This is a genomic window from Limosilactobacillus secaliphilus (genome assembly GCF_001437055.1).
Lineage (GTDB): Bacteria > Bacillota > Bacilli > Lactobacillales > Lactobacillaceae > Limosilactobacillus > Limosilactobacillus secaliphilus.
This window is the reverse complement of sequence record NZ_JQBW01000006.1, coordinates 81,796-106,107: the sequence shown is the minus strand read 5'-3', so window position 1 is coordinate 106,107 and position 24,312 is coordinate 81,796. Positions and strand designations below refer to the sequence as shown.

General features: G+C 48.0%; 24 protein-coding genes. 13 read left to right on the top strand and 11 right to left on the bottom strand.

From position 1 onward, the window contains the following. Window positions 1-42: 42 nt before the first annotated feature. A complete protein-coding gene (locus IV45_RS02460) occupies window positions 43-432 on the bottom strand; it encodes a ribonuclease HI family protein (protein ID WP_057740419.1) in 390 nt (129 codons plus the stop codon). Window positions 433-468: 36 nt separating this feature from the next. Between IV45_RS02460 and IV45_RS02455 the strand changes: the two genes are divergently transcribed. The 5 genes from IV45_RS02455 to IV45_RS02435 are packed head-to-tail and all read left to right on the top strand — an operon-like array spanning window position 469 to window position 5,881. Beyond that, window positions 469-870, top strand: coding sequence for an EbsA family protein (locus IV45_RS02455; protein WP_057740417.1), 402 nt, complete (start codon window positions 469-471; stop codon window positions 868-870). Between the two features lie 14 nt (window positions 871-884). Then, window positions 885-1,361: a signal peptidase II gene (gene lspA, locus IV45_RS02450; protein WP_057740414.1), complete on the top strand. Its 477-nt coding sequence runs from the start codon at window positions 885-887 to the stop codon at window positions 1,359-1,361. Then, window positions 1,327-2,241 (top strand): RluA family pseudouridine synthase, encoded by a 915-nt coding sequence (locus tag IV45_RS02445; RefSeq protein ID WP_057740412.1) that lies wholly within the window; start codon window positions 1,327-1,329, stop codon window positions 2,239-2,241. The genes lspA and IV45_RS02445 overlap by 35 nt, the downstream gene beginning before the upstream one ends. Before the next feature lie 54 nt (window positions 2,242-2,295). Further along, entirely contained in the window at window positions 2,296-3,387 is a 1,092-nt protein-coding gene (locus IV45_RS02440; RefSeq protein WP_057740409.1) for a carbamoyl phosphate synthase small subunit, read from the top strand. Then, window positions 3,377-5,881: an ATP-binding protein gene (locus IV45_RS02435; RefSeq protein ID WP_057740406.1), complete on the top strand. Its 2,505-nt coding sequence runs from the start codon at window positions 3,377-3,379 to the stop codon at window positions 5,879-5,881. Before IV45_RS02440 ends, IV45_RS02435 begins: the two co-directional genes overlap by 11 nt. 188 nt (window positions 5,882-6,069) lie before the next feature. Here the strand turns inward: IV45_RS02435 and IV45_RS02430 are convergent, their stop codons facing one another. From IV45_RS02430 to IV45_RS02415, 4 genes are all read right to left on the bottom strand, one after another. Continuing rightward, on the bottom strand, window positions 6,070-7,980 hold the full coding sequence (locus tag IV45_RS02430; protein ID WP_057740401.1) for a glycosyltransferase: 1,911 nt from the start codon (window positions 7,978-7,980) through the stop codon (window positions 6,070-6,072). Window positions 7,981-8,046: 66 nt separating this feature from the next. Then, window positions 8,047-9,948, bottom strand: a complete 1,902-nt coding sequence (locus IV45_RS02425; protein WP_057740398.1) for a glycosyltransferase — start codon at window positions 9,946-9,948, stop codon at window positions 8,047-8,049. Window positions 9,949-10,121: 173 nt separating this feature from the next. Next, entirely contained in the window at window positions 10,122-11,621 is a 1,500-nt protein-coding gene (locus IV45_RS02420) for a DUF2325 domain-containing protein (RefSeq protein WP_057740395.1), read from the bottom strand. Window positions 11,622-11,648: 27 nt separating this feature from the next. Next, window positions 11,649-13,334, bottom strand: coding sequence for an Rqc2 family fibronectin-binding protein (locus IV45_RS02415; protein WP_057740393.1), 1,686 nt, complete (start codon window positions 13,332-13,334; stop codon window positions 11,649-11,651). Between the two features lie 210 nt (window positions 13,335-13,544). On the opposite strand from IV45_RS02415, the gene IV45_RS02410 reads away from it, so the two are divergent. The 3 genes from IV45_RS02410 to IV45_RS02400 are packed head-to-tail and all read left to right on the top strand — an operon-like array spanning window position 13,545 to window position 15,519. Next, window positions 13,545-14,420, top strand: a complete 876-nt coding sequence (locus IV45_RS02410) for a DegV family protein (RefSeq protein ID WP_057740391.1) — start codon at window positions 13,545-13,547, stop codon at window positions 14,418-14,420. After that, window positions 14,417-15,034: a hypothetical protein gene (locus IV45_RS02405; protein WP_157051194.1), complete on the top strand. Its 618-nt coding sequence runs from the start codon at window positions 14,417-14,419 to the stop codon at window positions 15,032-15,034. The genes IV45_RS02410 and IV45_RS02405 overlap by 4 nt, the downstream gene beginning before the upstream one ends. Further along, window positions 15,031-15,519: a prolyl-tRNA synthetase associated domain-containing protein gene (locus IV45_RS02400; RefSeq protein WP_057740385.1), complete on the top strand. Its 489-nt coding sequence runs from the start codon at window positions 15,031-15,033 to the stop codon at window positions 15,517-15,519. The genes IV45_RS02405 and IV45_RS02400 overlap by 4 nt, the downstream gene beginning before the upstream one ends. Window positions 15,520-15,568: 49 nt before the next feature. Here the strand turns inward: IV45_RS02400 and IV45_RS02395 are convergent, their stop codons facing one another. Beyond that, on the bottom strand, window positions 15,569-16,225 hold the full coding sequence (locus IV45_RS02395; protein ID WP_057740382.1) for an HD domain-containing protein: 657 nt from the start codon (window positions 16,223-16,225) through the stop codon (window positions 15,569-15,571). Between the two features lie 79 nt (window positions 16,226-16,304). Between IV45_RS02395 and IV45_RS02390 the strand changes: the two genes are divergently transcribed. After that, entirely contained in the window at window positions 16,305-17,123 is an 819-nt protein-coding gene (locus tag IV45_RS02390) for a glycosyltransferase family 8 protein (RefSeq protein ID WP_057740380.1), read from the top strand. Here IV45_RS02390 and IV45_RS02385 read toward each other — a convergent pair. Both IV45_RS02385 and IV45_RS02380 read right to left on the bottom strand, forming a co-directional pair. Further along, window positions 17,112-17,753, bottom strand: coding sequence for an endonuclease III domain-containing protein (locus tag IV45_RS02385; RefSeq protein WP_057740378.1), 642 nt, complete (start codon window positions 17,751-17,753; stop codon window positions 17,112-17,114). The genes IV45_RS02390 and IV45_RS02385 overlap by 12 nt on opposite strands. Continuing rightward, window positions 17,753-18,610 carry an alpha/beta hydrolase gene (locus tag IV45_RS02380; RefSeq protein ID WP_057740376.1) on the bottom strand — a complete coding sequence of 286 codons (858 nt, stop codon included), beginning with the start codon at window positions 18,608-18,610 and terminating at the stop codon, window positions 17,753-17,755. Before IV45_RS02380 ends, IV45_RS02385 begins: the two co-directional genes overlap by 1 nt. A gap of 124 nt (window positions 18,611-18,734) precedes the next feature. On the opposite strand from IV45_RS02380, the gene IV45_RS02375 reads away from it, so the two are divergent. Beyond that, window positions 18,735-19,259, top strand: a complete 525-nt coding sequence (locus tag IV45_RS02375) for a GNAT family N-acetyltransferase (protein ID WP_057740373.1) — start codon at window positions 18,735-18,737, stop codon at window positions 19,257-19,259. 80 nt (window positions 19,260-19,339) lie between these two features. Here IV45_RS02375 and IV45_RS02370 read toward each other — a convergent pair whose 3' ends face one another. Continuing rightward, window positions 19,340-19,996, bottom strand: a complete 657-nt coding sequence (locus IV45_RS02370; RefSeq protein ID WP_057740370.1) for an SDR family oxidoreductase — start codon at window positions 19,994-19,996, stop codon at window positions 19,340-19,342. A 131-nt stretch (window positions 19,997-20,127) separates the two neighbouring features. After that, complete coding sequence (locus tag IV45_RS02365; RefSeq protein WP_057740367.1) at window positions 20,128-20,652, bottom strand: YbaK/EbsC family protein; 525 nt, start codon at window positions 20,650-20,652, stop codon at window positions 20,128-20,130. Between the two features lie 115 nt (window positions 20,653-20,767). On the opposite strand from IV45_RS02365, the gene IV45_RS02360 reads away from it, so the two are divergent. Continuing rightward, a complete protein-coding gene (locus tag IV45_RS02360) occupies window positions 20,768-21,193 on the top strand; it encodes a winged helix-turn-helix transcriptional regulator (protein ID WP_057740359.1) in 426 nt (141 codons plus the stop codon). A 73-nt stretch (window positions 21,194-21,266) separates the two neighbouring features. Here the strand turns inward: IV45_RS02360 and IV45_RS02355 are convergent, their stop codons facing one another. After that, window positions 21,267-21,683 (bottom strand): cupin domain-containing protein, encoded by a 417-nt coding sequence (locus tag IV45_RS02355; RefSeq protein ID WP_057740350.1) that lies wholly within the window; start codon window positions 21,681-21,683, stop codon window positions 21,267-21,269. 148 nt (window positions 21,684-21,831) lie between these two features. On the opposite strand from IV45_RS02355, the gene IV45_RS02350 reads away from it, so the two are divergent. Both IV45_RS02350 and IV45_RS02345 read left to right on the top strand, forming a co-directional pair. After that, a complete protein-coding gene (locus IV45_RS02350; RefSeq protein ID WP_057740348.1) occupies window positions 21,832-22,737 on the top strand; it encodes a LysR family transcriptional regulator in 906 nt (301 codons plus the stop codon). A gap of 59 nt (window positions 22,738-22,796) precedes the next feature. Then, window positions 22,797-24,170, top strand: a complete 1,374-nt coding sequence (locus IV45_RS02345) for a hemolysin family protein (RefSeq protein ID WP_057740346.1) — start codon at window positions 22,797-22,799, stop codon at window positions 24,168-24,170. Window positions 24,171-24,312: the final 142 nt, after the last annotated feature.

The following is a 24,312-nucleotide window of genomic DNA, read 5'->3' as shown; positions in this document are numbered from 1 at the left end:
GAATTGCTCCCTTTTGTTATAATATGAAAGCAGATGTGCGTCTTATTCGAGCCGGTGCAAGGCCTCGTTTGCCAGGTGATGGGCACCGTGATTCTGACTATCTGGGATCCACTGCGTCACCACTAGCTGAAAGTAATCCATCAAGCTGGTCAATTCAGCCAGTTCGTCTGCATAGTGCTTGGCATAGTTTTTGCCAATTGCATCACTCAACAGGCGGCTATCAGTGTAGAAAAGGATGGTTTCTTGTGCCGGGAAATGTTCTTTGAGATAGGTGAAGGCCAGTTTAGCTGCGGCAAATTCACCTTCATGATTGTCGGCGCGCTCAAGGCTGGCGGTCAACTGGGTCTGTTTGCCTTGATTAATGATGAGGGCGCCCAGGCCAGTGGGACCCGGATTATGCCTGGTGGCCGCATCAGAATAAACTTTAATCATTAATTACACATCCTTTGAAGTTGGAGAGTTAAAAACATGGAAGAAGAAAAACGTTACTTTTATCAACCGGATATGACAACGGCGATCATCGAGTGGTCGTGGACCTTGATTGTGCTGGTGATTGGCATCATCATCGCTTTTGAAATCACCCACTTTAACTGGATCACGGCGGCCTTTATCGCGGTCTTCCTCGTGCTGGCGGGATTGGAGATCTTCACCCGCACCGTTACCGTCACGCCGACCAAAATGGTTTTCAGCCGGATCTTATCGCACAATTTCTTGTCCATTCCCTTGAAGGACATCCGGCAACCATTGTTCACCAAGCATAGTTTGTCAATCACTGTGAATGGTGAAGTGATGACCTTCTCCTTCACTCAACGGTCATTGAATTCCATTAAGCATTTTCTGAAGCAGGCAGGCGTGTTAGAACAACAGTAAGTGAGGATTATTTTATGTATGCTATCGCAATTATCTGCCTAATGGTGGGTGCTGATCAAGTCATGAAGGCTTGGGTTGTGAGCCACATCAGTATGTCAAGCTTTCATCAGCTCTTGCCCGGCTTGATGGGCTTGACCAATTTGCATAACGACGGGGCAGCGTGGTCGATGCTGGAAGGACAGCAGTGGTTCTTCACCCTGATCTCCATCCTAGCCATCGCCATTTTGGGGGCCTTGTTGTATCGTTATCGTGAAAATCGCGGGTTGACGATTGGTTTGGCCCTGATTATGGCTGGGACCATCGGGAACTTTATCGACCGTCTCCGTTTTCACTATGTGGTGGACATGTTTCAAACGGAATTCATCAATTTTCCGGTGTTCAACATTGCGGATGCTTGCCTGACGGTGGGTGTCATTATCATTGTGATCAAAGTATTGAAGGAGGATGAGCACGCCGATGCCGGCCAAAAAGCAAGTCATAAACATTCATGATGGACAGACAGGGCGGTTAGACAAGGTTATTGCCGGTTTCCTGGCCGACGTTTCCCGTTCCCAGTTGAAGAAGTGGATCAACGATGGCCACGTTTTGGTTAACGGTCAGGTAGAAAAACCGAAGTATCAATTAGATGTTGGCGACCGGGTCACGGTTACACCGGAAGAGGTTAAACACATCGACCTGAAGCCGGAAAACATTCCGCTGGACATCGTTTACGAAGATGATGATGTGCTGGTGGTCAACAAGCCACAAGGAATGGTGGTTCATCCGGCACCGGGTCATCCCGATCATACGCTGGTCAATGCACTGCTTTATCACTGTCCACTGTCTCACATCAATGGCGAGTTTCGGCCTGGTATTGTTCACCGTATCGATAAGGACACGTCAGGCTTGCTGATGGTGGCCAAAAACGACCAGGCCCACCGGAATTTGGCGGCGCAGTTGAAGGCCAAAAGCAATCAACGTGAGTACACGGCATTGGTCCATGGTGTGATTAAAGAAGACAAGGGGACCATCGATGCTCCGATTGGGCGGTCGAAGAAGGATCGCAAGAAGCAAGCCGTCGTCAATGATGGCCGGCACGCGGTGACGCATTTTGCAGTGATCCACCGCTTCAAGCACTACACCCTGGTCAAGTGTCGTTTGGAGACCGGGCGCACCCACCAGATCCGGGTCCACATGGCCTATATCAACCATCCGCTGGCGGGGGATCCTCTGTATGGGCCGCGCAAAACGCTACCAGGCAACGGCCAGTATTTGCATGCCGGTTTATTGGGCTTTAAACACCCGCGGACCGGTAAGCAAATGTTGTTCACTGCCCCGCTACCAGCTAATTTCCAACAAATGATCGAGCATTTAAAAAGGGTCGATAGTTAATCAATAATCAGTGCTATAATCGGACACGGTATTTTGGCAGAAGGGTGGCTTAGTATGTCAGCACGTTATCTCATTTTGGAAGATGGATCGGTATTTGCCGGTGAGGGATTTGGTTCGCCAGCGGTTACTTTTGGTGAACTCGTTTTTAACACCAGTATGGCTGGTTACCAAGAAATCATCACCAACCCGATCTACCACAACCAAATCGTTGTCTTTACCCAGCCGAATGTTGGTAATTACCCAATTGTCCGGAATATTTACGAATCCATTGACCCCACCATTAAGGGCGTGATCGTGCGTGACTTGGCTGCCTTCTCACCCCTCAATGCTCGTGACATCAGCCTGAGCCAGTACATGGAGCGGGCCAACATTCCTGGGGTCACCAACATTGATACCCGGGCGCTGGTCCACAAGTTGCGGGCGGCTGGCAAGCCGATGCGCGGAAGTATCGTGCCGGTGGCGGATGACCATGCCTTCGATCAGCTGCATGCCACTGTTTTGACCAATCAACAAGTCGCTCAAGTGGCCACACCAAAGCCTTACCCGAACCCGGATGTCGGTCAGACGGTCGTAGTGGTCGACTTTGGCTTGAAGAACGGTATCTTGCGGGAATTATCCCGGCGCCGTCTGAACGTCACGGTTCTGCCTTATACGGCCAGTGCCGATCAGATCCTGCGCTTGGATCCTGATGGGGTGGTTCTTTCCAGCGGCCCCGGCGATCCGCACAGCCTGAAGGGCAGCGTTCTGGAAATGATTCGCAAAGTGCAGTCACAGGTGCCGCTGATGGCCATCGGTTTAGGTCATGAATTGTTTGCCTTGGCTAACGGGGCCCAGGTTGATCGCATGCCAATCGAAAATCATTCGATGAACCACCCAATCAAGGAGATTATGACCGACCAGATCGACTATGCTAGTCAGGCCCAGGGCTATGAAGTCAAGCGCGACAGTGTCGACCGCAGCAAGTTGTTCGTGACCCACGTCGACTTGCTGAATAATTCTGTACAGGGGCTGCACCACCTGCGTTATCCAGCCTTTTCGGTACAATTCTTCCCGGATGGTGCGCCGGGCCCGGATGAGACTGATCCCCTGTTCGACCAGTTCGTTGATATGATGAATCAGCGGGGAGGCGACTTAAATGAGCGATGAAGCAGCTAAGACAGTGCTGGTGATCGGTGCTGGCAGCAACACTCTCCAACGTGGCGGCGAATTGGACACCGCGGCATTAAGCGTGCTCACAACGATGAAGCAGTGTGGTTTTCACACCGTTTTGATCGATGACAACCCCTTTGCTTTAGCGGGTGACGTTAAAACGGCGGTTGATGACAGCTGCATCATGCCGCTCTCGCCCGAGAATATCGAAGACGTCATCAAACGTTACCAACCGGACATGATCGTGCCAACGTTGGGCGGTCGTCGTGCCTTCCGTTTACTCCAATCAGTTTCGGAAACGGGCGTCATGACTGAGCATAGTATCCAAGTTGCGGGGGTGCCCGAGGCCACCGTTCGCCAAATTAACAACGCGGTCCTGATGAACCAGACGTTGGCCAAATTGAAAGTACCAACGAAGATCATTCGGACCATCAATAACTTCCAAGATGCTCGGGATATGGCCAGCGAGGTTGGTTATCCCGTCATCGTGCGTTCCGTCTATCCGCGGACAGTGGGGCTGCGCAAAATTGTGCACGATGATAATGAATTGCGCGATGCCGTGAGTCGTGGCATTCAGTTATCGCAAAGCGGCCAAGTTCTAGTACAACAGAGTCTGGCCGGCCTGAAAGAAATCGAGATTACGGTCATTCGTGACGCCTCGGGGACGATGATGAGTCTTGGCGTGGCCGAAGACATTGACCCAATCGGTATTCATGCTGGTGACTCGATGACGGTTTTACCGGCGCAAACGTTATTGGACCGGCAAATCCAGGACATGCGGAATACGGCTTTTGCCATTACCCGTAAGCTGCGAATTGTCGGGGTCAACCACCTGCAATTTGCCTTTGACGGGCGACACAACCGCTTCTACGTGATCAAGATCAGTCCTTACTTTGACCGCATCGCCAACATGACCGAGCAGGCGACTGGCTACCCGTTGGCGCGGGTGTGTGGTTATCTCTATGCCGGTCAACGTCTACGCGACATTCACCTGGATCACGGGATGATCAAACACACCGCCGTCACTGAACCGGTGATGGATCGTACCGCAGTGCGCGTGCCAATCTTTCCGTTCAGTCAACTGGACAGCGGTGACCAGCGTTTAATCACCGAAAAGAAGTCAGTCGGCACGTCGCTGGGCATTGGGCGTTCCTTTATTGAGGCGTTAATCAAAGGCGTGGAAGATCCGCACCTGGGCTGGCATGGCAAACAGGCCGAAGCAATTCACGCCATGAGCGACGACCAGTTAGACCAGCTGCTCATTCACCCGCAGACCAACCGGATCTTCTCGTTGTTGGAGGCTATTCGTCGTGGTTATTCGTGTCAGGAATTAGCTGAATTGACCAAGATCGATGCCTACTACTTCAACCAATTACGGCGCTTAGTGCATTTGCAAAAGGATCTGTGTGAGAATCCTGGCTCCGTCAACCAACTGAAACGGGCCAAGTACTGGGGCTTGAGCGACAAGTGGATTGCTGACTGTTGGCAGAGTCAACCCAACGAGGTGGCACAACTGGAAACTGAAAACCAGATTGCGCGGACCTATAAAGAGGTTGATCCCTCAGCAGGCCAATATGATCAGCATAGCCATTGCTTCTATGCGACCTTTGAGCAGGAGAATGAGAGCTCGCCTGCGGATGGTAAACGCGTGCTGGTGATTGGGACCGGCGCCCGTCATCTAGGCAATGGCACGGCCAACGACTACTGCTTGGCCGCCATGTGCATTGAATTGAAGCGGCTCGGTTACTTACCGATTACGGTCGATGATAATCCCAGTTCCTTACTGTTATCGGAACAAGTGGCGGGCAAGCGCTATATCGAACCATTGCTGGCGGAGTCATTGCTGTCAATTGCAAAGCTAGAAAAGCCGGAATTGGTTCTACTGCCATCCACATTGGCTAGTCTGCAAGATCGCTTGTCTCAAGTCATTGCCGGCGGGACGATCCAGATCATTCCGTTAAATGACCAGGTTGAAGATGTCGTTTCCTCAGAACCACTGCTGGAATTTAACGCCCTCTATGATGGTGAATATGTCTACCAGCTGGGGACGACCGCTGAATTGCAGGCCAACCATCAGCTGAATTACCGGACGGTGGCCAAGCGTTATCCGACTACCCTGAGCCCGGATGATGGTGCCACTGTGACCGCGTTAGGTGAGGGCAAGCTGCGGGAACTGGATAAGCCTGGTCTCTACCAGGTGTTGATCAAGGAATATCCTGACAACCGTTTTAAGGTCAGTCTCTGCCGACCGATGCCTGTGGTCGACATTGCCTTCCTGTCCAAAGCGCTACACCTGGGGTTGCCCGCCGTTTCCCTGCGACTGGATTTAGGGAAGTTTAGCGGCAAGCTCTTGATGGACTCCATGCGGCAGACGGGGAATGCAAGTCAAGCAGCCTTTTACCGGGCCTTGTTCCCATTCAAGTCGCTGCATATTGAAGAACCGCCAACGGCAGCCAAAGTGATGGGTGCCGAAATGCAGTTCGTTGAATAACTGAATTTGATTATGAAAAGGGAGCGTGACAGAAACTACTAATGGCTTCGTAGTCACGCCCCCGCGAGCAACAATAGGCCCCCAACGTTCGGCTTTGCCAGAACGTTGGGGGCCTATTGTTGTACCGCCTGTAAACTTTCGATGTATGCAAAAGGAATTATGTCACAAGGCCTTTATTTTTGTTTACATTAGTTACTCAAGTCTCCGTAGACTACTAACCGTTTTAGGGTATCGATGAATTCTTGCACTGAATCGTCGTTGAAGACCAGGTAATTAGGATAACTGGTTAAATTGCTCGAAGCCTGTGTGTTCTTGAAAGACATCACAAACTTGCCGTCTTCCAAAGCCGCTTTCAGAAGTTGATCGTCTTTGTTGCCATAGCCAATATCTAAGATCAAACTGCTTCTTTGTGCCAATTGTTGGTGAACAGGCATCAGCACTTCCGGGAACACATGAACGTTCGGATAGGCAATCATTTTCTTCAATAGGAACCCAACTGGGGTATGGGCAGTCACGTTGAACTCAATATCCGGAGTTGCTTGCACAATCTTTTCAAAGTTTTCAATCGTTTGGTCACCAGTACAGATCATCACTTGGTAAGGACTGGTGAATTTGGTCTGGATTGGCAAGAGGTGATGTTGCTTGATTGCTGCCCAAGACAGATCAAAATTGGCCCACCATAGTTGTCGGTGACGAACGACGGAAAGCATTTTCCAGGGTTTATCACCAGTTACATAGTGCAGACAATAGCATTGCGGAAGATAACGATCCATTTGCTTGAAGTCATGCAAGTATGACCAGCCATTTTCACTGCCAGTTTGGTAGCCATAAGTGAAGTTCAGCTCGAGATACTGATCAAAGAAGAAGTGGGTAATAACACTCTCGGAAGCGGTCGAAACCTCATGGTGCTGGTAATAATCAATCATCCGACTGGTTAAGTTAGGGATGGTTCGCAGCTTGTCCAAATCTAGAAGCATGACACCCACGTTGATGAGCGGGTCAATGAAGAGCTCACGACAAGCCGCAAGGGGGTGACCCTTCAAATCGAGATCATAGAACGGACGCAGGTTGCGGTTCACAATGACATCGCTGTCCAAGTAGATTGCCCGTGGACAATGAATCAATTCGTGCAAATAGAGGAGTGCATTGGTCATGTTATTGACGTGGCTCAATTCCTTAGCACTATGTTTTTGGACATCCTTAACGTTCAACTTGTCTGGACTGATCTTAACGTCAATCAGCCGACTAGGCCAGATTTGCCGATTGATGGCATTGAACCAGGTCTGGGGAATGTCAGGATTGATTAGATGAATATCGATATTCTGGTTGTGGAAGAGCAGCGACTTGATCGTCGTCAGAAAAGCCGGTTGGTAATTATAATTGGCGGCCATGATAAACTGCATGCGATTCTCCTGGCCTTCAACCTTCTCAGGTGCGTTAACGAGATCTTGAGCAGGGATTAGCAACTTTTTTTGTTGAATGATTGGCCAATCGGTCGCAAAAAATTGCCACCACAATTGGTTGTGATCGTCAATCTCGTCATTCCAAGGCTGGTCCAGGAGCTGGATGGCCGAATCGCCTGAGTTGCTGATAAATTTTGCTGGCAGATCACAGCCTAATTCAGTCACCTTATCCGCAAGTGGGCCGGTAAAAGATTCGGGACTGAGCTGATTTTGTTGAAGAAATGCATTTTGCCGGACCGCTTGCAGGTTAACCAGGACAGTCTGTTGGTTCGATCTCACTGCCCAAAGTTTTTCGCCTAGCTGATAGTGATATAAACCAGCCAAATTGTCCGTCACAAGTGCATCAAGGCTTAAGAATAGTGCCTTATCCAGGTGAGCCAGCTGAGGGATTTGACCTAATTTAATTTGGACGGGGAGTTGAGCATTTAACTGATCACTAGGTAATTTAATGTCAATGAGCTGACTGTCAAATGGTTTCAATAATTGGTTGAGATGGAAAAACCATTCCTGCGCAATGTCGTTGTTTAAAACATAGTAGTTAACCTCGGAATTATGGTAAGCAACTGACTTGATGCAGGTCTCAAGCTGCGAAACGCTTTCCCATTTAGCAATCAATACTATATTCATAGCTTTCATATAGTTTCTCCTTGCTTTATAAAATCGATCGATCATCCAGGCAATAGGCAAGCGACAAATCTATGGTTAGTTACTCAAATCGCCATAGCTAACAAGGTAGTGAAGAGTGTCGATGAAGTCTTGTACTTGATCATAATCAAAGACCAAGTAATTAGGGTAACTCGTTAGCTTGCTTGAAGCCTGTGTAGTGTTGAATGATAAAACAAATTTACCGTCATTAAGGGCGTCTAACATAAGTTGATTGTCTTTATCGCCATAACCAATGTCGAGGATGACGCTGCTGATTTGACTGATCCGCTTATGAACCGGCATCCGAACCTCTGGATAAATATGAACGTTCGGATATTGAATCATTCTCATTAACGTCCAAGAGACCGGGGTATGTGCGGTCACATAGAATTCAATCTCCGGAAGAGTATTAACAATTTGCTCAAAGTGTTCGATCTTTTCAGCACCAGTACAGATCATCACGCGCTGCGAACTGTTAAAACGGGTTTTGAGCGGCAGAGAACGCTGGTGTCTAATGGCCAACCAGGATAGGTCGAAGTAGCTCCACCATAGTTGGCGGTGGCGAGTAATTGAGACAGTTTTCCAGGGCTTATCACCAGTCACATAGTGCAGACAATAACATTGCTCAAAATGCCGGTCCATTTGGTTGAAATCATAGGTCTGTTCCCATTCCTTTTCACTACCAATTTGATAATCATAAGTGAAGCTTAGCTCGAGATATTGGTTAAGGAAGAAATGGGAAATGATGCTTTCGGATGCGGTTGATACATCATGATGCTGGTAATAGTCAACCATTTTGGCACTTAATTGTGGGATTTGGCGCAGTCGGTCGAGGTCAAGCAGCATCACACCGACATTGATCATCGGGTAATTGAATAATTCACGACTTGCCGCAAAAGGATGTCCCTTTAAATCAAGATCATAAAATGCACGCAGGTTACGTTTCACAATGACGTCGCTGTCCAAATAGAGAGCCCGCGGGCACTTAATCAACTCGTGTAAATAAAGCAAGGCGTTGGTCATGTTGTTAACGTGGCCGAGTTTATCTGAGCTGTAGGTTTTAACATCCTTAACGTTCAACATGTCTGGACTGATCTTGACGTCAATCAGCCGACTAGGCCAGATTTGGTGATTAATTGCATTGAACCAAGTTTGTGGAATGTCAGGATTGATTAAATGAATATCGACGTTTTGATTGTGGAAGAGCAGTGATTTGATCGTCGTCAGAAAAGCCGGTTGGTAATTATAGTTGGCGGCCATGATGAACTGCATGCGATTGTCCTTATCAGCAGTTTTTGGTGTTGAATTTTCAAGAGTTTGAGCAGGGACTAACAACTCCCTTTTTTGAATGACTGGCCAATCAGTAGCAAAAAATTGCCACCACAATTGATTGTGATCGTTAATTTCGTCTTTCCAAGGCTGGTCCAGGAGCTGAACAACCGAATCGCCTGAGTCGCTGATAAATTTTGTGGGTAGGTCACGGCCTAATTCAGCCAGCTTATCCACAAGTGGACTGGTCAAAGAATCAGGACCGAGCTGATTTTCTTGAAGAAATTCATTTTGCCGGACCGCTTGCAGGTTAATTAATATAGCCTGTTGGTTCAGACTCAGCGCCCATAGTTTTTCGCCTAGCTGATAGTGAAATAAATCAGCTAAATTGCCCGTCACAAGTGTATCAAGGCTTAAGAACAATGCCTTATCTAGGTGAGCCAGTTGCTTTGTTTGGCCTAATTTAATTTGGACAGGGAGTTGGGTAGCCAACTGATCACTGGGAATTTTGGTATCAATGACCCGGCTGTTAAATGGCTTCAATAATTGGTTGAGATGGAAAAACCATTCCTGAGCAATATCAGCATTTAGAACATAGTAGTTAACATCTGAATTGTAATAAGCGATTGATTTGACACAGGTTTCAAGCTGCGGAACGTTTTCCCATTTAGCAATAAAGACTAAATTCATTGGACTCTTGAAAATACTCCTATTCATTATCATTAAGAAGCTTCTTATAAAGCTAAATTAATATTACAGAGTGATTTTAACATGTTTATCGTTTTTTTCTCGTTATTATCGAATGAAAAGAGCAGAAATTGGATTCATCCAATTCCTGCTCTTTTGCTATATCAATGAAACGTCTAATGGAGGTTGGCCATGCTAGCGACATCTGCCGGTAGACCATGGCTGGCACGGTAGAGGGCATCTTCAAACTGGCCCATTGCAAGGGTGTCTGCCACCGCAAAAGCAAAGCCAAACTGGTTCTGAAATTCAGCAACGGCTTTCGATGCACCATGGTGGGACTTACTCTTGACCAAAACGACAATGTCAGCGGATTTGAGTTTGTCTTTCAGATAGCTCTTTTGCGTTTTGAAGCTATCAACAACAGTTGGCACACCGTTATAGAGTTTGATCTGGCGTTCATAATCTTCGTGTTCTTGCCGATTGCCAACCAGGACGGCAACTGTTTTGCCATGAAGATCGAGATCTGTATAACGTTTAGCCAATGGTTCTTGACTGTCTTTATCCGTCTCGTTCTTATCAGCTTGCTGGGTCTTTTTGCCGGACTTGGTTTGTTCCGGCTTCTCGGTTGGGTAAGTCCAGCGGATGCGCATCGAGTCCGGATCGTCCTTGTACCAGGCGAGTTCCACAATGGATCCGTTACCCACGATCGGATTGTCCAGGTCCAGCAAAAAGGCATGCTTCTTTCCGTTAACTAACAAGGGCTCATTATTTGAATTGTAGGTCACGCGGAGGTGGTGCTTGTGTTTCTTAACCACACCGAATTCGAAGGTCGAGAACCGCTTTTGATCATCAAACTTGATCTTACCGAGGTGATCGATATGCCGCAATGCCTTGTGAACAAAGATATCATTGGGCATGATGTCGGCTTTGACAATCGTCCCCGACGTTAAATTCATCTTCCGGACAATACTTTCACTGATGTGACCGGCATCTTGGCCGTTCTCCGTCAACAGGGTTGCTCCCGTCAGTTCGCGTTGCACAACATACTGCCGCTTTTGACTGGAAAATGGCGCAGATGGGGCTTTGGGTTGTTGAATGGCAGCCTCTTCAGTCTTAATGGCTTTGTTTGCCGATGAATGGTGTGCTTGATCACTGCCTTGTGCCTTGTTGACACTGGTAGAGTGGGGTTGTGGCTGGTCAACTGCCGTTTGTGGCTTGCCTCCCAGGCGGTTGAGGTCGTGATGAATGGGCCGTAATTGATCGGCCAGCGCATCCTTGTCATCAGCTGACAAACGCTGAGTGATTTTATGGTAACGACCAGCTAACTTGGAGATCGAATTATGATCGGCTTCGTGACCATTTTTGAGCTGATCCAGTCCTTGACGGATACCCTTAAGCTTGTTTAAAGCAGTGTATTGATCACCACTTAATGGCTTCTTTTCAGGGTGGTGATTGGCTGAGTCATTCGCAGGCTGGCTGGCACTCTGAAAGTGAATGGGTTCGTGATGATGGTTGTTGCGCTTAACAAATGGCCGGGGCTTCTGGTAGCCGTCGATTGGTAAAGCATCGATCAAGTGCATGGCAGCGCGTAACGTTTCCCGGCCGCGAATCAGCCCTTCATCTGTGTTTTCAATGTTTTCGATAATATTCAGAAGATCGTTTCGATAATCGTACATATTAATACTCCATTCCTGAGTAAATAATTATTTTTTAAGTAGTTTTGGTGTGACCCGCAACGTCGATTGAGCACGAAAGGTAACGAAACCAGGCTTGGCACCGTTTGGCTTATGCAGGTTTTTGACTGGCAGGTAATCAACCGGGACATGATCAGATTCACGACCCTTGGAGAAGTAGGCCGCCAGTTGTGCCGCTTCCAAGATGTCCTGCTCGGAAGGATGTGGATCGCGGATGACCACGTGTGAGCCAGGGATGTCCTTGACGTGCAGCCAAGTATCGTTTTTATTGGCGATTTTGAAGCTCAAGCGGTCATTTTGCAGGTTGTTTTTGCCAACAAGGACGGTTTTGCCACTGCTGGTTTTGAATTCTTCCGGCTTTGCCACCTTGATCTTGCGCCGCTTCTTGCTGTGTGAGCGTTGGCGAATGTAGCCTTGTTCCTCTAATTCCAGTTTGATTTCCTGCACGTCGGCGGGAGCAGCCAGATCAATCTGCGACAAAATGTTTTGGAAGTAGTCAATCTCCGCGTTGGTGAGCTTTAACTGCTCGTTGACATAGGCAACTGAAGTCTTGAGCTTGTCGTAACGCGTAAAGTATTTCTGTGCGTTGCGTGATGGCGACAGTTCCGGCGATAACGTGATCTTGAGTGGTTGATTATTGTCATAGAAATTCGGCAACTCAATTGTCTGCATGCCCGGTTTCAACTTATTTAAATAGGTCGTTAAGATTTCACCGCGAATTCGGTAATAGTCGGCCTTTCTGGCGTCGTCGAGCTGTTGGTTCAGCTTCTTGACCTTCCGTTTATCCTTCTTCAATTCGGTGTGGATAACCTGGAGCACTTGACCAGCCAGTTCCTTGGTCCGGTCAGCTTCGGCTTTGCTCGTGTAGTAAGCGTCGAGCAGTTCGGACAGACTGTCGAAATGCTGCAGCTGATCTTCAGCGACTCCCATTGGCGGAAAGGCATTGAAGCGTTGCTTGCCCCGATCGGTCTTAACGATGACGGGGTCAGGGTAGTCAAAGCCCTTCAGGAAGGCATGGTAGGTCGTTGGTAAATCATCAGACTTCAACAAGCGATTGGCTAAATCATGGGCACTATCGCGGCCGAAACCTTGATAATACTGTTGCAAGCCATGGGCCAGCTCATTTACGTCGTCGGTTTGTTTGATCAGGTCGGTGTAACCTTGGTTCGGCAGGTAAGGGTTAACCCGGTCTTGCTTCGGTGGCATTCTGAACGTTGCACCGGGAAGCAGCAAGCGGACCCGGTTCTGATCGGACCCGACGTGTTTGATCGTATCGATGATCTTGCCAGTCTTTTCGTTGACCAGGGAAATGTTGCTGTGGCGGGCCATGATTTCAACGTACATGACCAAGTGCTCCTGGTCGCCCAATTCGTCGAGGTTAGAGAAGGTCAGTTTAACGATCCGGTCGTTATCCACCTGGCTGACGGCTTCCAGCAATGAACCTTCCAGGTATTTACGCATGTTCATCGCAAACTTTGAAGGCACCGCCGGATTTTTATATGGGGTATTCGTGATCTGAATCCGCGGATAGGACGGGTTGGCAGAGATCAAGAGGGAATAATTGTGCCGGTGTGCGCGGATCACCATGATCATTTCTGCCGGGTAGGGCTGGTTAACCCGTGAAATACGGCCACTTTTGAGGGTATCGTTTAACTCTTTGACGATCGCCCGGGTAAATAAACCATCAAATGACATTGTTGCGCCTCCTCATGTGTGAAGATGTTCATTTATCTCAAAAAAGTCCAATTACTAGTATAACTGTTTGCACTATTAAGCCGCAAATGACGCGCCTTTTATCGTTTGTTTTCCACCATTGAATATGGTATTTTATTTCTATTAGGGTCTATAAATGACCAATCATTAAGTCCATTAAATTAACTAAAAGTGTTGGGGGATTGAAAATATATGAAGATTGCCGTTGTTACAGACAGTACTGCTTATTTAACCCCAGAAGAAGCAGCTGCCAACAATATTCACGTGGTACCGATCCCGTTTACCCTGAATGGTAAAAATTATCAGGAAGGCGTCGACATCACGACTGACGATTTTTATGAACAGATGAAGACTTCCAAGAGTTTTCCCACGACCTCGCAGCCGCCGATTGGTGAACTCATGCAGCTTTACTCGCAGCTGGCGGATGATGGCTACGATGCGGTAATTAGTATTCACTTAACCAAAACCATTTCAGGCTTCTTGAACACGGTGGCCCAGATTGCCGAGGAAATGAAGGACAAGATCAAGATTGTGCCTTTTGATTCTTATGTGACGGTTCGTCTGATGGGAATCTTAGCGCTCGACTGTGCCAAGTTCATTCGCCAAGGGGACGATCTCGACACCGTTCTGGATAAACTGGTTAAACTGCGCTCAACCATCCGGGACGACTTTGTAGTTGATGATCTGCAAAACCTGGTTCGCGGTGGCCGTTTGTCTAACGCGTCTGCCTTTGTTGGTTCCATCTTGCGGATTAAGCCTTTACTGTCCTTTGATAATGACCGCCATGCGATCGAAGCCTTTGAAAAGGTGCGGTCAATGAAGCGTGCCAAAATCAGGGTTGAGCAGATTTTTGATCAGAAAGTGGCCGCAGTTGACTATCCAGTGCGTGCAATGGTAATCCACGCCAATGCCAAAGAAGAAGGGCAGAAGTGGATGGAAAAATTGCAAGCTGACCATCCGGACATCAAGTTTGAGCTGTCTTACTTTGGTCCCGTGATCGGTGTACACCTGGGACAGGGGGCACTCGCAATCGGTTGGATGCAGGACACCGATAAGCAACCGTTATGATGAATGAACGTGCAAGATATTTAATCATTTCGATCGTCTGCGGCCTGGCCACTTTTGGCTTATCCTTTGTCCAGTGGCACCATGTCTTGCCGACCGGGACACAGACCATCGCTGTGGCAGGTATTTTTTCTATCGCCGCAATGTTTGCCGCCGGGATCTGGACGTCGCTCCTGTTGATTGTGATTGTGGGCGTTCTGGCGACCATCCTGAAGATTACCAGCTGGACTTTCTGGCTGCCCATCTTGCTTGACTGGTTTGTCCTGGCTGGTGTCAATGGTTGGAGTATGACCAACCGAGTTCACTTACATCACCAGCAAGCAATCTCATTTGGTTTGATTGCGGGCACTAGTCAACTGGCCGGCAAACTGGTCTTATTAACCATCCAGGTCGTTTTGATGACCGGCAATTTCAATGATGTTCCCCGGATTATTGAAACGGCGACACCAGGGGCACTCTTAGAGGGTCTGTTGTATGCCGCTCTCGTCCCACCAATTGTTTTACTACTGCGTTTCTTCTCTGAGGATCTACCGCCGAAGACCAACAATGATAATGCGGACAAGACCTCCAAAATCATCGACCTGAGCCAGCATAAGAAAGAGGATGACCAACGATGAATCAAGCACAAAGAGTCTTTGCTGTTTTGGACCATGACCAGATTTCTTATCGTGTGGTCCACCATCCGGCTGTCTATACGGTCGCCCAAGCGGATGAATACGTCAAAAGCGAGGAATTTTCGCGGGCCAAGAATCTTTTGCTGACAAACAAGCACCACACTAAGTACGTCTTGTTGCTAATGGCGGAAGATAAACGCTTCGATGCGCATGCTTTTAGTCAGCTAACTGGTCTGCCGCGCCTCTCGTTTGCCAGCAAAGATCAGTTGCAGGCAAAACTCGGTGTAACGCCGGGGTCAGTCTCGCCGTTTGGGTTGCTCAATAACCAAGAGCATGACGTAATGCTGTACATTGATGCGGATGTTGCCCAGGCTCAATACTTTGGCGGTCATCCCAATGACAATACGATGACGGTTATCTTGAAGACGACGGACCTCTTAAAAGTTTTGGAAGGTCAGGGCTTTACGCCACATATTCTTAAAATATAGACAAAAAGGAGCTAGCTTCATGGTTGAAGCTAGCTCCTATTGTTTACACTTATTTTTCTGCGTCCCATTCCTGCTTAAATTCGTCCAGGAACTCCAGCATGATCTGCTGCCGGTGCTCGGCCACGCGCTTAGCGGCTTTGGTGTTAAGCATGTCCTTTAGTTTGAGTAGTTTTTCATAGAAATGATTGATAATCGTTTCGTGAGACAGGTTGCGATATTCATTGCGGTCCATGTTTTCCCGCGGCTTGATGAGCGGATCATAAATTCGTTCACCATGCTTGCCGCCATAGTAAACGGCCCGCACAATCCCGATGGCGCCAATGGCATCCAGCCAATCGGCATCTTGTACAATCTGTCCTTCCAGCGTTAACTGTGGGCGTTGACCCTCTAAGGTGTTGGCAAATGACATCTGCGTGATGATGTCCATGACCGCTTGGATTTGGTCATTGCGAAAATCGATCTTGCGCAAGAACTCACGCAGCTCGCTTTGAGCTTCCTTGACGGACATGACCAGCTTTTCATCAATCGTATCATGCAGGTAGGCGGCTGCCACGGGGATGAAGGGGTCGATCCCTTCTTCTTTCGCTAACTGCCGCGCCATGCGGACCACCCGCTTGATGTGGTCAATGCCATGACCTGTCTCGTCATTGCCTAATTTCTGAATTGTGTAGTGTTTAATGGCATCTAATTGCGTTGCCGGTTCCATATTTCTAATTCCTCTCATGTACAATATAACCAGACTAAGCCATTTTTAAATTGAGTGCAAGTTAAACAGGAGTGACATGATGAATCTCTTATTTTCAATTGACGATCGTTTCTATCGCCAGATGCTAACAACTTTGTTATCTATTCACCTGAACAGTCAGCCACAAAGAATTGACGTTTATGTCATTTACAATGGTCAATTCCACCATGAAGGCGTGCTTAAACGCGGCATCCAGAAACTAGGCATGACCTTCCACCCTGTCCGCATTCCGCGCGATGATTTTGTGAATGCACCGGTGACTGACCGTTATCCAACTACCATTTATTATCGATTGCTGGCTCACAAATATCTGCCTGCAGATCTGGACCGGATCCTATACCTGGATGCCGACATTCTTTGTATCAATGATTTGCAGCCCTTGTACGAGACTGATCTTAGCCGTTACATGTACGCTTCGGCAATCCACACCAACCTGACTAACGTGACCGAGACGATTAATAAAATCCGTCTGCAAAATTTTGATGCGGACGGGTACTACAATTCGGGTGTTTTGCTGATGAACCTGCCCAAGATTCGCCAGCGGGTGCATGCCCAGGATATTTTTGATTACCTGCGGAACCACTTGGTATTATTGCCTGATCAGGACGTTTTGAATGCCCTGTATGGTGACCAGATTCTGTCGGTTCCCGACCAGCTTTACAATTTTGACTGTCGTAACCTGGCTATTTATCAAACTATTTCGCTCGGTGAATGGACACTAGATTGGGTGATGAAACATACCGTTCTTCTACATTACTGCGGACGTGAAAAACCATGGCTAACAACAGTTAACCATGGTCGTTTAACGGCTTTGTACAAGAATTATTATCAGATGGCCAATCGTTATTTAAAGGACTAATCGATCAGTGGCTAAAAAGCTATCGTCGAACCGATCTTTTCCGCGGAAATACTGTTTGCCGAACTCGTCGATCAAGCCATGGAAATCTTGGGCGTCTGCAACACTGAAATTAGCACTTAGTTGACAGTGCCGCGCCAGGTCTTGGTAACTCTTGTAAGTGCCCGCACCTAGGTGACTGACCAGCGTCCGGGCATATTTGTCACTCACAAAGGCGGGCTGATCGAAGATATAGACTCGCAACACATCGGCTGTTTCTTGGCCGACCCCATGCAAGTCGAGCAGGGCTTTTCTTAATTGAGCTCTATAGGTTGTCGCTATTCGCCCATAGTCAAAGTCAAACCGGGCCAGCCAGTCAAAGACGGTTTGAATAGCCAGTGATTTGTTGTGGAAGAAACCCGCTGGCCGGACCAGCTCTTGCAATTGGCTGATCGTCAATGTATGCAGCTTTTTCGGATCAAAGCCGGTACTTGCTCGCAAATTGGCGACAGCCCGATCAGCGTTTTGCCAGTTGGTGTTTTGAATCAGGATGGCACCGCAGATGATCTCCTCTTTGCTTTCTGCCGGCCACCAGCCGCTGGGCCCCATGTGCTCATGCATCTTATCGTACAGTTGTCTTAGTGTTAGTTTCATCATTTGCCCCACAAGAATTTAATTAAGATTTTGTCGACATCGGGATTGTTGTGCAGCTTACTGTGGCGTGCGTTCTTACCGTGGAAGACCTTGACCTGGTAGGACTTTGCCCGGTCAGCGACCAAATATTTGAGGCTTAGCGAGGATACATTTTTGACGGTGCCATCGGTATGGCCGCCAATGTCACCGATGATGTTCAAGACGCGGACCTGGTTTTTCGGGTAAAGGTGGCGCAGGGCAGTCATTTGTTGATAAGTCGCGTTCATATGATTCGGCTTGCCATTCTTGTCTAGCTTTAGATCAGCCGGCTGCCGCATTGGCGCTGGCAGTTGCTTAAAGTCCAGGCCGTCAAAGTGCCCGGCCATGTTGACTTCTTTTTGCAGCTGAGGCATCTGTTTGTTGTTAGCGTTCTGCAACATGTAGTACATGATGGAAATGTTGCCTAGCGAATGACCAACCATGTTGATCTTTTTGACGCCATATTGGTCGCGCAATTCTTTGACGACCGCCGTGGCCCACTCACCATGCTTGTTGAAGTCAAACTGCCGGTTGTTTTCATAGTTGACTTCGATGATCGGGTTGATCGAATTCTTGTGCATCGTGCCGTGCAGGGTGACTTTGCCGTTTTTGTCAACGTTGGCGCGGATCACGGTCTTGGTGACGCCAGCCTTCTTTGCCGCATTGACCATGTGCTCTTCGGCATGGTAGCTGCTGCCGCCACCGTGGAAGAACAGGGTCGGCGTGGTTGATTGGACGAATTTATTAGCGCGGTGCTGATTATACCAGGCAAAACCCACAATGCCGACGATAATCAAGATGATGATCGCACTCAGCCAGTGTGTTGCTCGTTTACTCATGTTGGTACCTCCTTAACTTATCGCTAGTTATTTCAAAAAAACTGTCAATGAGCCTTTCATTTGCGCGACCAAGCAATTTTTGATAAATTATTTGCATTGATGTCAAAATGAAAGGAATGATTGTATGCATTTAGAAAAGGCAACCACCGCCGATTTTGACCGGATCGTGGAGATTCTCCAGGACGGTCGCAACCAACTCGCTGAGCAGGGAATTGACCAGTGGCAGGGTGACTACCCGAACCCGACCCACGTTCAAGAAGATATTGAACATGGCTATGCGTACTTGGTTCATTCTGATGATGACGAAACCGTTGGGGTTTTCACGATCATGCCTTCACCGGACCACGCTTACGACGAGCTGGATGGTGACTGGCTGGTCGACACGGATGCTTACTTGACGGTCCACCGCGTCGCTATCCATTCTAATCATGCCGGCCATGGTTATGCGTCGGGGCTTTTCACGCAAATGGTTGACTACATTAAGACTCACCGGACCGACATTAAGTCAATCCGGATCGACACTCACGAGGACAACCAGGCCATGCAACACCTGATTGTTAAGAGTGGTTTTAAGGAAGTCGGGAAGTTGCACGGTGTTTATCGTAAAGATGAGACCTGCATCGTTTATGAATACCTGACGGGCAATTAATCTTACAATCAATATATGATAAAAAGGCTGTAGTTTTGCTGCAGCCTTTTTGCGTGTTTTTATGACGGTATGGTGGTCAATTAGTACCAAGCAGGTTTGTCGCCGTCGGTATGTGGCTTGTTGACACCAATGGAACGTTTAGCAAACGGTGCCGGATTTTCCAAAACACGGGCGACAAAGTTTCCGATGGACTTGCGACTGACTTCCGTGCCCTTGAAGTCTTGGCCCTTGTCGGTTGTTTCGTAGTCAACCTCGTCCTTGTTGGTCAACCAGGCAGGGCGGACGATGGTGTAATTCAAGTCGGAAGCTTCGATGACATCGGCGGCTGCCCGGTAGGTGGTTAAGTAGCCATCTGCTTTGCCGAAGCCCAACATATTATTGTTCCATTCGCCAAACTTGCCCGGCACCTCGTTATAAATGCCCAAGGTGGAAATCCAAACTAAGGTCTTCACGCCATTTTTGTCCATGCTGGTCACAATGTTTTGGGCCTGCTGTTTGATCTCAGGGTTTGCCAGGTTGGCATAGACCATGTCGACACCCTTCATTGCCTGGTCTAGGTCGCTTTGATTCAACGTATTGCCTTGAATGACGTTGATCCGCGACTGGTCATATTCTGGCAAGTGCTGCGGATGGCGGGTGAACAATGCCAGTTGGTAGTCACTTTGGTCGATTAATGCCTCAATGGCAAAGTGGGCGATATGGCCGGTGGCACCCAGAATTAATACTTTCTTACTCATGCTTAATTCCTCCTTTGTTTGCTTCATCATCAGTATAGACAACTAGCTTACAAAATGTAAGTAGCTACTTTGAGGTAACCTGCTTACCTTGAGGTTGGAATTAGCGGTGGCGTAAGAAAGTCATGTCTAAATTATTTGGCAAGGCCATCCACGAATTGGACGTTTGGCACCTTATCAAAGACGCTGACAGGGGCTAACATCTTGGAATCAACGCGGCCGCTGCCAAAGATGACTTCATCTAAGTCCTTGATCCCACTATCGATCAGCAGTTTCCAGTCTTCAGGCAGGCCGACCGGACCAATGGAGCCATATTCCATATCCGTAACCTTGGTGACCCACTTCAGATCAGCAAAGGACTCGCGGTGCACCTCCATGGCGTGTTTTAAGACCGAGCCGGTATTGATTTTCTTCTGGAAGGGAACCAGGACGGCGGCATATTTGACAACGCCATGACCTTTGCCGGTTAAGACCAGGCAATTTAATTCCTTCTTTGGGTCGATGTTGGCGGCCTTGGCAACCTGACCACCGTTAGCCTGATCAGGACTAATCTTGGCAATCTTGATCAATGAATCCAGCTGGTGTTCGCGCAGGTAGTCTTGCATTTTCTTGCCGGCATATTCGGGGTGTTCATTAAAAGGAACAAATTTCAGTGTCATAATAAAACCTCCTTATGATCATCCTTATTTTATCACGATCGTTTTGAGCTTAGGGGGGGAGCGAGAACGCGAGAACGCATGTTAAAATATGAAGGAGGATGAAGGAGGGTTTGCGATGAAACAAGTGTATAACACCGGTGTTGATTATGCCTTGACCATCGTTGGTGGCAAGTGGAAGCCGGTCATCATATTCTTGCTCGCTGGTCATTCTTGGCGCACCGGCGAATTGGAGAAACAACTGGGGATCTCCTCAAAGGTCCTGTCGCAGTGTCTGCATGACTTAACCGAAGCTGGTTTGGTCGCCCGCAAGAGTTTTGCGACTATCCCGCCGCACGTCGAGTATTCATTAACGCCATCCGGTGAGGACCTGTATGCATCCATGCGTTACCTGAATTTCTGGGGTGAGACGCGGGCCAAGTCAAAGGGTGACCAGGTCAAGATCATGTGTACCGATAAGATGCACCAACTGGGGATTGACGGTGTTTGTGCGATGACCAAGGAACACCTGAAGGAATGGAAAAAAGACCTCCATCAAAATTAATAGTTAAGATATCGAAAGTAAAGGGCACTTCACCTCGGCTGGACCGTGATTGAAGTGCCTTTTTTGAATGCTTTTATTTGCCTAATTGTTCGTAGTATTCGTCGTCAACTTTTTCGCACCACTCGCTGCTGCCCTTGGTGATCGCAATGTGGGAGAACCAGGAGTCTTTGGTGGCGCCGTGCCAGTGCTTGACACCTTCGTGAATGACCACCACATCACCGGGCTTGAGCAGCTGAGCGGGTTTGCCAGCTTCTTGGTACCAGCCTTCACCGGCAGTGACCAGCAGGATTTGGTAGCCATTGTGGTGGATGTGCCAATCATTGCGGCAGCCAGGCTCAAAGTTTACGTTGCTGATGTTGACGTCGATGTTGTCGTCAGGGGCTACCAGGCCGTTTAGGTAACAGGTGCCGATGAAGTATTTGGCATAAGCAACGTTCTTGTCGCCAAAGCCAAACAGGTCGTTTTTAACTGCTTCTTCGTTTTTACTCATGTTTGATTCCTCCTTATTTGCTTATTATTTTAAGGAATGGTTAATTTGATGTAAAATACCTATTTATATTAAAAAGCTATGCAGATAATGAATTAAGGTCCAAGCTTTGCTATAATAAACAAAAAGGAGCGAAAGGAGTCTTGTGGTGATGGAGACACGGGTTTTACGCTATTTCATTAAAGTGGCTGAACTCAATAATCTCACGAAAGCTGCGCAACAGTTGCATGTGACCCAGCCGACTTTATCGCGGCAGATCATGGAATTGGAGCAGGAAGTTGGTGTCAAGCTGTTTGACCGGGAAAAACACCAGCTGCACTTGAATGACGCGGGTGTGTTGTTCCAGCAACGGGCCCAAACGATTCTGGCTTTAATTGATCATACGGAAGATGAATTACAGCAGGGCCGTGACCGCTTGTCAGGAACGATCAATCTAGGCTGTGTTGAATCCAGCGTTGCCCCTTATATGATGGCGATCGTTCAAAAGTTCCAGGAAAAGTATCCGCAAGTCAGCTTCCGCCTGTTTGACGGCGATGGTGATACGCTGCGCCAGCGGATTGACCAGGGCGTTTGCGATATGGCCGCGTTAATCCAGCCAGTGGAAGTTGCTAAGTACAACTACTTGCAACTGCCGGTCAACGATTGCTGGGGCTTGATCATGCAGAAGGACGATCCGTTAGCAAAGAAAAAAGCGGTGACGGCCAAGGATATCTATCAGCTGCCGTTAATTATCGGGCGGCGTAATATTGTTCGCGATGACTTGACCGACGTGCTGAAACTGGATCCGGAACGGTTGAACATCAAGGTAATGGTTAACTTGCCCGAGAACGCCAAATCGCTAATTGAGAGTGGTCACTACTATCATTTAGGAATTAAGGGGGTCTTTGATCAATATGATGATAGTAAATTAGCCTTTGTCCCGTTCAGTCCCGAAAAGGTTGCCGGCCACGTGTTGGCTTGGCGCAAGAATCGCCAATTAGGGACGGTTGCCCAGATCTTTTTGCAGTTCATCACGGCGCAAATGGCAGTCGCTGAAAAAAGATCGCCAAAAAATTAACCACTCACTGAAAGCTTGCTACAATAGGTTTAAAGAACAATAAAGGATGTTGAAGAAAGTTGCTAAGTAATAATTTAGTTAGTTTAGTTGTAATTATCTTAATTTTACTGCTGGCGGCCCTATTCACCTTGCTTGAATATTCTGTTGTCAAGGTGCGGCCGAGCGAACTTCAGGAACTGAAACAGACCCGGAAAGTCAAGCGGGCTGAGCACATGGTGGCCAACCTGAACGAATATCTGTCAACGGCCCAAGTTGGGGTCACGATGACTTCCCTGATTTTAGGGTGGATTGGTGACGAATACATTACCAACTTGCTCTTGAAGCTGAGGTTTATCCCGGCTGACGTTTTAAAGCCGTTGGCACCAGTGATCGGTGTGCTGATCTTCACCTTCTTCCATGCCGTCTTCACTGACTTGGTACCAAAGAACATGGCCATTGACCGGCCAGTGCCGATTCTGTTGGCCATTGTTCACCCAATCCAATTCTTCCATACCATCTTCTACCCATTCGTTTGGCTGTTCGCTGTCGCAGCGGCTGGCTTCACCAAGCTGTTGGGTTACAACGTGCGTCCGGAAGAGGATACTTACTCGCAAAATGAAATTCTGACCTTGTCACGGCAGTCTGAAAAGGCCGGTGAAATGGATAAGGAAGACGTGCTCTACATGCGGCGGGCCTTTGAAATGAACGACCGGACCGCGGGGGACATCATGGTTGACCGGACCCAGCTGGTCGTAATTGACCGTGACGCCACGATCGCCGAAGCGGCCAACCTGTACTTCCAGAAGCGGTTTAGCCGTTACCCAGTTGTTCAAAATGGTGACAAGGACCATATCTTAGGCTACATTTTCGCTTACGACATTATGCGGCAGAACCGGATCAACCCTGAATCTTCCATTCGTGAGATCATTCGGAAGATCCCCGTTGTTTACGAAAGCGAATCATTGGTTGAAATTTTGCGGCAGATGCGGCGCAAAGAAGCCCCAATCGCCGTGGTTCAGGACGAATACGGTGGTACTTCTGGTATCGTGACCGACAAGGATATCTACGAAGAAATGTTTGGTAACGTCCGTGAAGAAATTGACCATGTTTCATCCGACAAGATCCAAATGCTGGATAAGGACAACAAGGGCAACCAAGTTTACCAAATCTCTGGAAAGACGCCATTGTCCGACTTTGAACGTTACTTCCACGTTGAAATTCCGCAATTCGACAAGACTGATGTGGCAACACTGACGGGCTTCTTCCTGGAAGAGGAATACCCAATGAAGCTTAACCGGCCGATGCGCTTAGGCAACTTCTCATTCACGCCGATTAAGATGCAAAACAGCTATGTTAGTCAGTTCCGGGTAGTCCAAATTGCAACCCAGCCTGACAAGAAGACGGGCAAAGATTCCGCTGCCAAGTCAGAAGCGGATAATAAGACTAACAAATGAAGAGCATGGCTTAGTTTTTAAATTAAAGCTAAGCATTTGAAACTCTCAATTCTCGCTGAATTGGGAGTTTTTCTGTATGTTAGACCAATTGACTAGCTTTTCTTGCTTGACAATTATCAATAAACGACTAGTATTGCTTCCA